Annotated in this window: 11 protein-coding genes; 6 read left to right on the top strand and 5 right to left on the bottom strand. The window is 66.9% G+C overall.

What is annotated here, in order from left to right:
• Window positions 1-46: 46 nt before the first annotated feature.
• The 3 genes from prpB to BM372_RS17185 are packed head-to-tail and all read right to left on the bottom strand — an operon-like array spanning window position 47 to window position 3121.
• Window positions 47-949, bottom strand: a complete 903-nt coding sequence (prpB, locus tag BM372_RS17195) for a methylisocitrate lyase (RefSeq protein ID WP_090956666.1) — start codon at window positions 947-949, stop codon at window positions 47-49.
• Window positions 949-2469, bottom strand: a complete 1521-nt coding sequence (locus BM372_RS17190; protein ID WP_090956665.1) for an MmgE/PrpD family protein — start codon at window positions 2467-2469, stop codon at window positions 949-951. The genes prpB and BM372_RS17190 overlap by 1 nt, the downstream gene beginning before the upstream one ends.
• Before the next feature lie 10 nt (window positions 2470-2479).
• Window positions 2480-3121, bottom strand: a complete 642-nt coding sequence (locus BM372_RS17185; RefSeq protein WP_090956664.1) for a GntR family transcriptional regulator — start codon at window positions 3119-3121, stop codon at window positions 2480-2482.
• Window positions 3122-3308: 187 nt separating this feature from the next.
• On the opposite strand from BM372_RS17185, the gene BM372_RS17180 reads away from it, so the two are divergent.
• On the top strand, window positions 3309-5210 hold the full coding sequence (locus BM372_RS17180; protein ID WP_090956663.1) for an AMP-binding protein: 1902 nt from the start codon (window positions 3309-3311) through the stop codon (window positions 5208-5210).
• Window positions 5211-5255: 45 nt separating this feature from the next.
• Here the strand turns inward: BM372_RS17180 and BM372_RS17175 are convergent, their stop codons facing one another.
• On the bottom strand, window positions 5256-5969 hold the full coding sequence (locus tag BM372_RS17175; protein ID WP_090956662.1) for a response regulator: 714 nt from the start codon (window positions 5967-5969) through the stop codon (window positions 5256-5258).
• The gene (locus tag BM372_RS17170; RefSeq protein WP_090956661.1) at window positions 5966-7672 is read right to left on the bottom strand and encodes a sensor histidine kinase; all 1707 of its coding nucleotides are present in this window, start codon (window positions 7670-7672) and stop codon (window positions 5966-5968) included. The genes BM372_RS17175 and BM372_RS17170 overlap by 4 nt, the downstream gene beginning before the upstream one ends.
• A gap of 134 nt (window positions 7673-7806) precedes the next feature.
• Between BM372_RS17170 and BM372_RS17165 the strand changes: the two genes are divergently transcribed.
• The 5 genes from BM372_RS17165 to BM372_RS17145 all read left to right on the top strand — a co-directional run bounded on the left by BM372_RS17165 (window position 7807) and on the right by BM372_RS17145 (window position 13381).
• On the top strand, window positions 7807-9174 hold the full coding sequence (locus BM372_RS17165) for a cation:dicarboxylate symporter family transporter (RefSeq protein WP_090956660.1): 1368 nt from the start codon (window positions 7807-7809) through the stop codon (window positions 9172-9174).
• A 350-nt stretch (window positions 9175-9524) separates the two neighbouring features.
• Window positions 9525-10424 carry a ParA family protein gene (locus BM372_RS17160; RefSeq protein ID WP_090956659.1) on the top strand — a complete coding sequence of 300 codons (900 nt, stop codon included), beginning with the start codon at window positions 9525-9527 and terminating at the stop codon, window positions 10422-10424.
• A 146-nt stretch (window positions 10425-10570) separates the two neighbouring features.
• Window positions 10571-11359, top strand: a complete 789-nt coding sequence (locus BM372_RS17155) for a segregation and condensation protein A (RefSeq protein ID WP_090956688.1) — start codon at window positions 10571-10573, stop codon at window positions 11357-11359.
• A complete protein-coding gene (locus tag BM372_RS17150; RefSeq protein ID WP_090956658.1) occupies window positions 11340-12017 on the top strand; it encodes an SMC-Scp complex subunit ScpB in 678 nt (225 codons plus the stop codon). Before BM372_RS17155 ends, BM372_RS17150 begins: the two co-directional genes overlap by 20 nt.
• 122 nt (window positions 12018-12139) lie before the next feature.
• Entirely contained in the window at window positions 12140-13381 is a 1242-nt protein-coding gene (locus BM372_RS17145) for a pseudouridine synthase (RefSeq protein WP_090956657.1), read from the top strand.

Genomic DNA, 13381 nt, shown 5'->3' with positions numbered 1-13381 from the left:
CCTAAATGCCTGGATACCGGCACGAGCCGGAGGTTCCGTGCTGGGCTTACTGTCCGGGAATCTGGAAATTAAAGACCCCGGTGTCAAAACGGTTGTAAGCCTCATAATCCACGAGGTCATACAAACGCGCACGGGTCAGCATGCTTCCAACCTGTGCCTCTTGGGTTCCGTCGGCCTTAATCGATTCCAGAGTACGCTCCGCAGCGCCCATGGCACTACGGAGCAGCGTCACCGGATAAATGACCATGTTCACGCCGACGCCGGCCAGCTCATCCACGGTGAACAGTGCGCTCTGGCCGAATTCGGTCATGTTGGCCAGGATCGGGACGTCGACGGCGTCGCGGATGGCCTGGAACTCGCCCAGGTCCTTCATCGCCTCGGGGAAGATCGCGTCCGCCCCGGCCTCCACGAGCGCGCGGGCGCGGTCCTGGGCGGCCTGAAGCCCGTCGGTGGCGCGGATGTCGGTCCGGGCCATGATCAGGAAGTTCGGGTCACGCCGGGCGTCGGCCGCTGCGCGGATGCGTTTGGTGGCGGTCTCCAGGTCCACCACGTTCTTGCCGTCGAGGTGCCCGCAGCGTTTCGGGTTGAACTGGTCCTCGATATGGCAGCCGGCCAGGCCGGCGTTCTCGAGTTCCTGCACACTGCGGGCCACGTTCATCGGCTCGCCGAACCCGGTGTCGGCGTCGACGATCGCCGGCAGGTCGGTCATCCGGGCGATCTGCCCAGCCCGGGTGGCCACCTCGGTGAGGGTGGTCAGCCCGATGTCCGGCAGGCCGAGGTCATTGGCCAGGACGGCGCCGGAAATGTAGACGCCCGCGAACCCCTTTTCCTCGATCAGCCGGGCCGAGAGCGGGTTGAACGCTCCCGGGAACTGCGCGATGGTGCCGGAGGCCAGGAGTTCGCGGAACCGGATCCGCTTCTGCTCCGGGGTGACTTTCGAGTACAGCATTAGAAGAGTCCCTTCGGCGCGGCGGCGGGGTCGATCACGCCGTCGGCCGCCTGGATGTTCAGCTGGTCAAGCTCGCCCGCGGCGAGTTCGGGAAGCCGCGCAGCCGCCGCGAGGAAACGTTCGATCTCCTCGTCGGCAACGAGGCCCGCGGCGAGGGTGCGGAACTTATTGACGTACTGCTCCCGTGCGAACGGCCGGGCCCCCAGCGGGTGGGCGTCAGCGACCGCGATTTCATCGGTGATGACGGTGCCGTCCGCCAGTGTGATGACCACGGAACCGCCGAAGGCCTTCTCGGCGATGTCCAGGGAGTGGTAGCGCCGGGTCCACTCCGGATCCTCCACCGTGGTGACCTTGTGCCACAGTTCCACGGTGTCCGGGCGGGCTGCGCGTTCCGGGGCGTAGGAGTCGACGTGGTGCCAGGCGCCGTCCTGCAGTGCCACGGTGAAGATGTACGGGATGGAGTGGTCCAGTGTTTCGCGGCTTGCCGTGGGGCTGTACTTCTGCGGGTCGTTGGCGCCGGAGCCGATCACGTAGTGGGTGTGGTGGCTCGTCTTGATCAGCACGGAGTCCACGAGGGCCGGGTCCTTGACCTCGGGGTGTTCGCTGTGCAGCTTGCGGGCGAGGTCGATCCACGCCTGCGCCTGGTACTCGGCCGAGTGCTCCTTGGTGTACGTGTCCAGGATGGCGCGCTTGGCCTCGCCCGCCTCGGGCAGCGGAACCTCGTAGGAGGCGTCCGGACCGTCGAGCATCCAGGCGATCACGCCGTCTTCGCCCTCGTAGATTGGCACGGGGGAGGTCTGCCCGCGCATGGCACGGTCTGCGGATTCGATCGCCATCTTGCCCGCGAACGCCGGGGCGTGCGCCTTCCAGGTGGAGATTTCTCCCTTGCGGGACTGCCGGGTGGCGGTGGTGGTGTGCAGCGCCTGGCCGACGGACTGGAAGATCGTCTCGACGTCAAGGCCCAGGAGGGTGCCGATGCCGGCCGCCGCGGAGGGGCCGAGGTGCGCCACGTGGTCGATCTTGTGCTCATGGAGGCAGATGGCCTTGACCAGGTTGACCTGGATCTCGTAGCCGGTGGCGATCCCGCGGATCAGGTCCTGTCCGCTGGAACCGACGTGCTGGGCCACGGCCAGGATCGGCGGGATGTTGTCGCCCGGGTGGGAATAATCAGCGGCCAGGAAGGTGTCGTGATAGTCGAGCTCGCGGACTGCGACGCCGTTGGCCCAGGCGGCCCACTCAGGAGCCACGCGTTCCTCGATGCCGAAGACCTTGGAGCCCTTGCCGCCGGTGGTGGGGCCGTGGGTGAGGGCCTGGGCCCGGGCCGCGACGATCGGGGCGCGGTTCAGCGAGGCGACCGCCACCGACGCGTTGTCGATGATCCGGTTAATCACCATGTCGGTGACCTCGTCGGTGACCGCCACAGGATCCGCGGCGACCCTGGCGATCTTGTACGCAAGCTGGTCCTCGCGGGGCAGGTTTTCCTCGCTCTTGTAAACGCGGACGTGGTGTTCCTTGACCATGGTGCTCCTTCTAGTGAGGTATGTGCGTGGCTTTGACGTGGGAAAGGCTGCGGTGCAGGTGCAGGGTGGTGGCGGCCTCAGCCAGCCGCGGGTTGCCGGCGGCGATCGCCTCGGCAATGGCGGCGTGCTCGGCGGCGGCGGCGGTGAGCCGGGCGGCGTCGTCGGCGGCCAAGCGCCGGACGCGCACCAGATGGACGCGGAGGCTGCGCATGGCCTGGACGAGGTACGCGTTGGAGATGGCGGCGTCGATGGCCGCGTCCAGCCGGCCCACCAGGCAGTAGTAGTCGTGCAGGGCCGGATCCTGGCCGCCGATCAGTTCCGGGGCCTCGAGCAGCTCGCGCCGCAACGCATCGAAGGTCGCCGGGTCGCCGCGCTCCGCGGCCAGGGCGGCGGCCCTCCCTTCGAGGGTCTCGCGCAGTTCGAACAATTCGTCGATGTCCTCCAGGGAAATGTCGGTCACGACGACGCCGCGCCCGCCGGCCGCCGTCGTCAGCCCTTCGGCCGTGAGCCGGCTCAGGGCCTCCCGCAGCGGGGTGCGCGAGATGCCAAGACGCTCCGACTGTTCCACCTCCGCGAGCACCGTTCCGGGCAGGAGCCGCCATTCGATGATGTCGTCGCGCAGCGCCGCATAGGCCTTGTCGCTGGCGCGCATCCTGCCTCCTTCGGCGGTTTCTGTCTGAGCTGAGCATAATCAGTGTATACAGAGTTGCGGCCCCTGCCTAGTATTCGCCGGAGAATATGCAGATGCCGCGTCCTTGTGTATACAAAACCCCTTGTGCCGCCCGCTGGTCCCGGTCTAGCATGGTCTGCATCACAATGTCGTGGACAGGATTGATCCCATGGTCACCAAGAGCTACCCGGACGCTTACCGTCGGAGCCTCGAGCAGCCCGCGGAGTTCTGGCTGGAGGCCGCGCAAAGGGTGTCCTGGTCCACCCCGCCCGGGCTGGCCCTCGACTCCAGCCGGGCTCCGCTCTATGACTGGTTTCCGGACGGGGCCCTGAATACCTCCTACAACGCGCTGGACCGGCACGTGGCACAGGGCAGGGGTGCACAGGACGCGTTGATATACGACTCCGCCATGCTCGGCGAGCAAAAAAGCTACAGCTATGCCGAACTCACGGAGCTCGTGGCCCGGTTTGCCGGTGTCCTGCGCCGCAGTGGCGTCGGCAAAGGGGACCGTGTGGTGATCTACATGCCGATGATCCCCGAGGCCGCCATAGCGATGCTGGCCACCGCGCGACTCGGCGCAGTGCACTCCGTTGTCTTCGGCGGCTTTGCCCCCAAGGAACTTGCCGCCCGCATCCGGGACGCGGCCCCCGCCGCGGTAGTGACGGCCTCCGGCGGCATCGAGCCAGCGCGCCGGATTGAATACCTGCCTGCCGTCGCCGAGGCCCTCGGCATCGCCGATGCTGCGGACATCCCGGTGTTGGTCAAGGCCAGGGAAGGCTTCGCCGGGTCCGTGGCCCAACACCCGGGGTGGCTCGACTGGGACACGGAAATGGCCTCCGCCGCGCCCGCCGCGCCTGTCGATGTCAAGGCCTCTGATCCTCTTTACATCCTCTACACCTCGGGCACCACCGGCACGCCGAAGGGTGTGGTGCGGGACAACGGCGGCCATGCCGTTGCCCTGCAATGGACGATGGAGAACGTTTACGATGTCGGCCCGGGGGACGTCATGTGGACGGCATCGGACGTCGGCTGGGTGGTGGGCCACTCCTACATCGTCTACGGGCCGCTGCTGGCCGGCGCCACCACCGTGCTGTACGAGGGAAAGCCGGTGGGGACCCCCGACGCCGGCGCGTTCTGGCGGGTGGTCCAGGACCACAAGGTCAACGTGCTCTTCACAGCGCCCACCGCCCTGCGTGCCATCCGCAAGGCCGACCCCGAGGCGAAACTCCTGGAAGATTACGACATTTCCAGCCTGCGCACCTTGTTCGCGGCGGGCGAGCGCCTGGATACCGACACCTTTCACTGGGCCTCCCGCGTCCTGGGCGTTCCTGTGGTTGACCACTGGTGGCAGACCGAGACCGGCTGGGCCATCTGCGCCAACCCCCGGGGCCTTGATGAACTCCCCATTAAGGCAGGCTCACCCAGCGTCCCGATGCCGGGATTCCGCCTGAACATCGTCGACGGCGCCGGCGGGGACGTCGAGGCCGGCACGGAAGGCAACATTGTCCTGGAACTACCACTGCCGCCAGGTACTCTGACCACGCTCTGGCGCAACGACGAACGCTATGTTTCCTCCTACCTCCAGGCGTTTGACGGCTACTACGCCACGGGCGACTCCGGCTACCGCGATGAGGACGGGTACGTCTATGTCATGGGCCGTACCGACGACATCATCAACGTCGCCGGACACCGGCTCTCCACCGGCGCAATGGAACAGGTGATCGGCCAGCACCCTGCCGTCGCCGAATGCGCCGTCATCGGCCTTGCCGACCCGCTCAAGGGCCAGCGGCCCAGCGGCTATGTAGTCCTCAAGTCCGGGGTGGACGTCCCCGCCGAGGTTCTGGCCAAGGACCTGGTCGCCCTGGTCCGGCGCGACATCGGAGCCGTGGCGGACTTCAAGCACGTCACGGTGGTGGACGCCCTGCCCAAGACACGGTCAGGGAAGATCCTGCGCAAGACCATGCGCCAGATCGCCGACGGCGACGACTACGTGGTGCCGTCCACGGTCGAAGACGCTGGCGTGATTGACCGGCTGCTCGAAACCCTGCGCCCCGCCGAAGGTGGCGACTGACAGGGCTGAGGGTCGTGGGATCAGCGGCGGCATTCAGCCAGTTGCTTACGACGGCGGCCGGTTCCAGCGGTATTCGTTCTCCGGCCGGCCCGGGGCGCCGTAGCGCGCGGCGCGGGAGACTGTACCGGCGTCGGCGAGGTACTCGAGGTAGCGCCGCGCCGTGACGCGGGACATGCCCAGCGCCTCCATGGCCTCGCTGGCCGACACCGCCCCGGGCTGCGCCTTAATGAAGTCCTGCACGGATTCCAGGGTGGACACTGACAGTCCCTTGGGCAGCGGCAGTTGGGAGGGCGCCCGCAGGCTGGCGAAGGCCTGGTCCACGTCGCTTTGGGATGCCCCTGGCCCGGCGGCGCCGGGGCCGGCCAGCTGATCCCGGAACTGACGGTAACTGGCCAGCTTGTCAGCGAAGGCCGCATACGTGAACGGCTTGATCAGGTACTGCACGACGCCGGTGGCCACGGCGCTGCGGACGATGTTCAGTTCGCGCACGGCCGTGATGGCGATGATGTCGGCGAAGAATCCGGCTGCCCGCATCCGCCGGGCGATATCCAGACCGTGCAGGTCCGGAAGGTTCATGTCCAGCAACACCAGCTCCACCGGCGTGCCGGCCGCCGCGAACTCCGCCATCAGCCGGAGCGCGGACTGACCGTCAGGGGCGGACCCGGCCAGAGTGAAACCTTCGAGCCTGCCGATGTAGGCGGCGTGCGCTGCCGCGGCAATGGGCTCGTCTTCGACGACAAGGACGCGGATGTCGCTCATGGATGTCTCTCTGTCAGGGGCGCAGGCTCGGCCGCTGCAGGCTCAACCGGTTCAGGCTCGGCCGGTGCCGTCGGCAGCGTGACGCGGAACAGTGCCCCCGCGGGACTGGTGATTTTCATGGTACCGCCCAGGCGCTGTACGGCCTGGCGGACCAAAGCCAGTCCCAGCCCGCGTCCGAACGGGCCCGGTGCTTTCGTGCTGAAGCCATGCCGGAAGACATCGTCCACCACGTCCGGATCGATGCCGGGACCACTATCCTCCACCGTGATTTCCAGCGCGCCGTTCGCCGTCGCGACGCTCAGTTCCACGAGCTTCGGGGCCGGCGCCTCGGCCGCGGCGTCAATGGCGTTGTCCAGCAGGTTGCCGAGAATCGTGACCAGGTCCTGGACGGCAAGACCCGTGAACGGCGTGGAACCGCCGCTGTTAAGTGTGAGCTCCACCCCGCGTTCGTGGGCCTCGGCGACTTTGCCCATGATCAGCGCGCCCAGGACGGGCTCTTCGATGGAGCTCACCAGATCGTCCGTCAGCCGCTGGCTGAGCTCGAGGTCGTTCGTGGCAAAGTCCAGGGCCTCGGCGCCGCGGCCGAGCTCCAGCAGCGAAACGATCGTGTGGAGCCGGTTTGCGTGCTCGTGGGTCTGGGCACGCAGTGCATCGGAGAGCGTGCGCATCGTTTCCAGCTCGCTGCCCATCGACTCGAGTTCGGTGCGGTCCCGAATTGTGGCCACCGTGCCGAATACGGCGCCGCGCTGGCGGCCCGACGCGGAGCCCGGCCCCACAGCCGGCTCCTGGTTCACCACCAGGACGCGCGAGCCCGTCAAGTGGATTTCGTCGTGGGCTGTCCGCCCCGACTCGAACAGGTCCTTGAGGCTCACTGCTAAGGGCAGCTCCGACAACAATGGCGCCGGGGCGCCCCTGCCGCCGGGAACGCCACCGCCCGGGTGGCCGTCGTCGGCAGGTTGCGGGTTGAGCCCGAGCAGGGCCGCCGCCTGGTCGTTGTACATGACCACCCTGCCCCGGGTGTCCACCAGGATCAGTCCCTCCCGTACCGAATGCAGCACCGATTCGTAGTAGGCGAAGAGCTGGGCAAGCTGTTCAGGCCCCCAGCCCCGGGTCACCCGGCGCAAGTACCGGCCAAGCAGCCAGGACGCTGCGGCACCGCCGAGGAGCAGGGCAATTCCGATCACGAGCAGGGCCGGCAGCCTGCCGGAGACGGCCACGTCCACCGTTCCGACCGTCACGCCAGCCGCCACAAGGGCGCGCACTTTTCCGTCCGCGTCCTTGACGGGGACGATCGTGCGGACCGACGGGCCGAGGGTGCCGCCGGTGGTTTCGGTGAAAGCCCGGCCCTTGAGGGCGGCGTCGATGGAGCCGATGTACGGCTTTCCGATCTCCTCTTTATTCGGGTGCGTCCACCGGATCCGGTCCGGGGCCATGATGGTGATGAAGTCGGCGCCGGCGTCGGCCGTAACCTTCAGTGCGTAGGGCTGCAGCAGCGCAGTCGGATCAGGGGAGTCGGCCGCCCGCAGCACGAGCGGGTTGTCGGCGACGGCGGTGGCGACGCCGGCCATGCGCCGGCCTGCCTCTGCATAGGCCTGGTCGCGCGCGTCGACGAAGGCGGCCGTGCCCACGATGGCGGTCAGGGCCAGCATGAACAGCAGATGTGCCACAAACAGCCTGCGGGCAATGCTCCAGCGGTGGATCATCAACCCCTCCTACGACCAATATGAACGCAACGGTGAGCTAAGTCACTCGATCGCTAATGATGGATATCACACCGGACGTGATGAGCTCAGAGCCTGGGCCGCAGCGTCTTCCAGATTATCCATAAGGAGACACCATGGCATCTCAAAGAGGAGAGTCAGCTGCGCAGGACGACACGCTGACCAAACCCCGCCGCAAAGGGCTCGATAAGTCCCATTACCTCTACATGGCCGTCATTGTCGCCGTGATAGCGGGTGCCGTCGTGGGGCTGCTGTTCCCCGAGTTCGCCAAATCCCTGAAACCAATCGGCGACGGCTTCGTCAAACTCATCAAGATGATGATCGGGCCCGTGATCTTCTGCACCATCGTGCTGGGCATCGGCTCCATCGCCAAGGCCGCCACCGTGGGCAAGGTCGGCGGCCTGGCGCTCATCTACTTCATGATCATGTCGACCTTCGCCCTGGCGATCGGCCTCGTGGTGGGCAACCTGATCCACCCGGGCGAGGGCCTCAACCTCGCGCCCTACGATCCAAACAAGAAAGCCGCCGCCGACAGCACCGTCGACTTCCTGCTCGGTATCATTCCGGCCGACATTCCCGTCCTGCCGACCCTCTTCGCCGCGATCCTGGTCGGCTTCGCCGTGCAGAAGATGGGCCCGCAGGGCGCCCCGATCCTCAAGGCCGTTGGCTACGCGCAGGCCCTAGTGTTCCGCATCCTCATTATGATCATGTGGCTCGCCCCCCTCGGCGCCTTCGGTGCGATCGCGGCCGTCGTCGGTGCCACCGGCATGCAGGCCATCTTCAGCATGTTCACGCTGATGGCTGCCTTCTACATCACCTGCGCGCTGTTCATCATCGTGATCCTCGGTGGCCTGCTCAAAGTGGTCACCGGTGTCAACATTTTCAAGCTGATGAAGTACCTGGCCCGCGAATACCTGCTGATTTTCTCCACGTCCTCCTCCGAAGCCGCGTTGCCCCGCCTGATCGCGAAGATGGAACACCTCGGCGTGTCCAAGCCCGTCGTTGGCGTGACGGTCCCCACCGGCTACTCCTTCAACCTGGACGGCACGGCCATCTACCTGACCATGGCCGCTCTCTTCGTCGCCAACGCCATGGGCACGCCCCTGGACCTCGGCGAGCAGGTTTCCCTGCTGGTCTTCATGATCATCGCCTCCAAGGGCGCCGCCGGCGTCACCGGTGCCGGCCTGGCCACCCTGGCCGCCGGACTCCAGGCACACGCGCCGCAGCTGCTGGGCGGAGTCGGCATGATTGTCGGCATCGACCGCTTTATGTCCGAGGCCCGGGCGCTGACCAACTTCACCGGCAATGCCGTCGCCACCGTGCTGATCGGCACGTGGGTCAAGGAGATCGACGGCGAACGCGTGGACCGTGTCCTCGCCGGCGCCGAGCCGTTCGACGAAGTCACCATGCTCGCCGGCCACGGCCACGGCCCGGCGCAGGAGGCCGGTTCCACACCCACCCCGGCGGCCCCCGCGCACGCCTAGGCCCGCAAGGCCTGAGCCAATCCCGACCGATAACTGCCCGGACGCCGTTCAGCGTCCGGGCAGTTTTCTGTCCGGCGGCCTCTGCCGTCTGGCCGGGCTGTACCGTCCAGGGGGTTGGATAGCCTGCCGCGGCGGCTCCCATTTCCTCGCCGGATTTTGCCTTGTGGGTCAACCTTCGACTTCAACCCGAAGGTCAAGGCTCACGGAACGGCGGTTGTCAAGGTCCGCCGAATACCGTGTCGGGCGCTGTAACCTTGGGAGGAAACACGCTCGGCCCCGTCGGCCGGCGTTGGCAACACTCAGCAACACCATGCACGAGAATCACCGTCATCGAAAGTGTGGATAGATACGTGAGCAGCGAACAGGGTTCAGCAACTCTGGAAGGCATCGAACTCGATCTGGACGACGCAGTCATGGGCCCCACCGGGCGGCCCCAGCGCGACTTTCCGGAGCCGGCGCCGCTGTCCTCCCATGGTCCTGCACGGGTCATCGCCATGGTGAACCAGAAGGGCGGCGTCGGTAAAACGACGTCCACCATCAATCTCGCCGCCGCACTGGCCGAATACGGCCGCCGCGTGCTCCTGGTGGACTTCGATCCGCAGGGCGCCTTGTCGGCGGGCCTGGGCACGAACCCGCACGAGCTGGACCTCACCGTCTACAACGTGCTGATGGACCGCAAGGTGGACATCCGCGACGCCATCCAGCAGACCGGCGTCGAAAACGTGGACCTGCTGCCGGCCAACATCGACCTCTCCGCCGCCGAGGTGCAGCTGGTCAATGAGGTGGCCCGCGAGCAGGTCCTGGACCGGGCGCTGAAGAAGGTCGAGGACGACTACGACGTCGTCCTCATCGACTGCCAGCCCTCACTCGGCCTCCTCACCGTCAACGCGCTGACCGCCGCCCACGGCGTCATCATCCCGCTGATTTGTGAATTCTTCGCCCTTCGCGCCGTGGCGCTGCTTGTGGAAACCATCGACAAGGTCCAGGACCGCCTCAACCCGCGCCTTCAGGTCGACGGCGTCCTCGCCACGATGTACGACGCCCGGACCCTGCACGGCCGCGAGGTGATCGCCCGCCTCGTGGAGGCCTTCGGCGACAAGGTCTTTGAAACCGTCATCAAGCGCTCCATCAAGTTTGCCGACGCCACCGTGGCGGCCGAGCCCATCACGACCTACGCGGGAAACCACGTCGGTGCCGACGCCTACCGCCGCCTGGCCAAAGAGCTGATCTCGCGCGGCGGCGCGCCCTAGCCAGGAACGTGGCAGGCACTTTCCTCTCGACGGCGGAGCTCGACCTGCCCGCAGAACCCGCGGGCCAGGCAGCGCCGCAGCGTCCTGCAGCACCGGAGGGCCCTGCGGGCGCGCAGTGCCAGTCTGCGAAGAAGGCCGGATTCGAAGTGCGGCTGGCCAACTTCACCGGCCCCTTCGACCTCCTGCTCGGCCTGATCTCCAAGCACGAGCTGGACATCACCGAGGTGGCGCTGTCCACGGTCACCGACGAATTCATCAAGTACATCAGGGGACTGCAGCAGCTGGGGGAGGAATGGGCCCTGGACGAGGCCAGCGAATTCCTGGTCATTGCCGCCACCCTCCTGGACCTCAAAGCCGCCCGGTTGCTGCCCGCCGGCGAGGTGGAGGACGACGAGGACATCGCCCTGCTGGAAGCGCGCGACCTCCTGTTCGCCCGGCTGCTGCAGTACAAGGCCTTCAAGCAGGTGGCCGGCATGATCGGTTCGACGCTTGACCTCGAAGCCCGCAGGTACCCCCGGCAGGTGGCCCTGGAGGGACACTTCGCGGCGCTGCTTCCGGAACTTCTCTGGCGGCACACCCCTGAGCAGTTCGCGGGCCTCGCCGAAGCGGCCCTCAGGCCCAAGGAAGCCGCGCCCACGGAAGTGGGCCTGACGCATTTGCACGGCACCCCCGTGAGCGTCAAGGAACAGGCCGAGTTGCTGGGAAGCCGGCTGCGGCAGGGCACCCCGCTGACGTTCCGGGCGCTGATCGCCGACGCCGAATCCACCCTGGTGGTGGTGGCACGATTCCTGGCGCTGCTGGAATTGTTCCGCGACCGCGCGGTGGGCTTTGACCAGCTGCTGCCGCTGGGGGACCTGACCGTCCACTGGACGGCCGGCGCCCAAGGGTGGAGCAGCGAAAGCCTGAGTGAAGAATATGAGGACAGCCGTGAATGACGCAGAGCCCGTCGACGTCGCAAGTCTGCCCGGCGGCGCCCGCGCCGCCCTTGAGGCCGTCCTGATGGTGATCGACGAACCGGCCACGGCCACGGCCCTCGCGGCTGGGCTGAATCTGACGGTCGACGTCGTCGACTCCCTTCTGGCTGAACTGCAGCGGGACTATAACGGGTATACTGTTAGTGCCCCGGATGCGGACGTCGCCAGCCATAGCCGTAATAACAACGGCAACACGGACGGCAACAATGCCGCCCCCCGGGGTTTTGAATTGCGGAATATCGCCGGAGGCTGGCGTATCTATTCCCGTGCGGAGTTCGCCGAAATCGTTGGCGGATTCGTGCTGGAAGGACAAACAGCCAGGCTGACGCAGGCGGCGCTTGAGACGCTCGCCGTCATCGCTTACCGCCAGCCCGTATCAAGGGCGCGGGTGTCTGCAATTCGAGGAGTCAATGTTGACTCTGTCGTGCGGACGCTGACGCAGCGGGGGCTGATTGAGGATGCGGGAACCGATCCCGAATCCGGAGCAATCCTGTACCGCACGACGTCGTATTTCCTCGAGCGGATGGGAATCGGCTCCGTGGCTGAATTGCCGCAGCTTTCCCCCCACCTTCCTGGCCTGGAAGGCATCGAGGAGTTTTACGAGCCGGGAAGAATGTAGGCAGGAAGAATGCAGACAGGAACACTGTCTGCACATAAGTATCCACCGGGCAGAACAATTTGCCCGGCCTGCGGGTGTTGTCGGGAGACAGCGGCCGCGGGCCACGAACGTAAGGACGGGTCATGACACAGGCGGGACGCCAGGGTTCACCACGTAACAATGCCGGACGAAACACTGCCGGCCAAAGCAGTGCCGGACAGGGCAGAGGTCAGGGTAAGACCGCACGCGGTCCGGTCCAGGGCGGCGGCCCGCGCGCTGCCGGCGGCAAGGGAGGCCGCGACTTCTCGAAGGGCGGCGGAGACCGCCCCTTCAAGCACCCCAAGCCTCGCGAACAGGCCTTCATCGATCCGGACCTGCAGGCCGCCCCGGCGTCCCGGTCCGCATCCGGTGGCTCGAAGCCGAACAGCCCGGCAGCCAAGGGCGCAGCCCGCAAGCCCGGCGCCCGGAAGCCCGGCTTCGGCAAAGAACCCGGCACGCCCGGCGCGCTCAAGCCCAAACCACGTACCGGCGCCGCGAAAGCGGCCGGCCCCCGCGCCTTCGGCAGCGAACGCTTCGGCCAGAACCTCGGGCCGGTGCGAAAGCCCGCCCGCAACCGCGGACCGCGCCGTGAGGTGCCGCAGTCTGAATTGCACGACTCCGACGGCATCCGTCTGCAGAAAGTCATGGCGTCCGCCGGTGTAGCCTCGCGCCGCGTCTGCGAGGAAATGATCGCCGAAGGCCGCGTCGAGGTCGACGGCCACGTCGTCACCGAACTCGGCATGCGCGTCGACCCGAAGACCGCCGTAATCCACGTCGACGGCCTGCGCATCCAGCTCGACGAGAACATGGTCTACATGGTCTTCAACAAGCCCAAGGGCGTTGTCTCCACCATGGAGGACCCGGACGGCCGCCCGTGCATCAGCGACTTCGTGCGCAAGTACCACGGCGAACGCCTCTTCCACGTGGGCCGGCTCGACGTCGCCACGGAAGGGCTGCTGCTCCTGACGAACGACGGCGAGCTCGCCAACCGCCTGACGCACCCCTCGTACGAAGTGCCCAAGACCTACCTCGTGCAGGTCCGCGGCCCGTTCCCGCAGGGCGTCGGCGCCGAACTCAAAGCCGGCGTGGAGCTCGAGGACGGAATCGCCTCGGTGGACTCCTTCAGGCTCGTGGACTCGACTCCGGGCCATGTGCTGATCGAGGTCGTGCTGCATTCGGGCAAGAACCGGATCGTCCGGCGCCTGTTCGACGCCGTCGGCTTCCCGGTGCTGCGCCTGGTCCGCGTGAAGGTCGGCCCCATCGGTCTGGGTGACCAGCGCCAGGGCAGCATTCGCAACCTCGGCAAGCAGGAAGTCGGCCACCTGCTGGCATCCGTGGGGCTGTAG

The organism is Arthrobacter sp. ov118, from assembly GCF_900116495.1.
GTDB lineage: Bacteria > Actinomycetota > Actinomycetes > Actinomycetales > Micrococcaceae > Arthrobacter.
The sequence above is the reverse complement of the archived record's forward strand: the minus strand, read 5'-3'. Positions and strand labels throughout refer to the sequence as shown.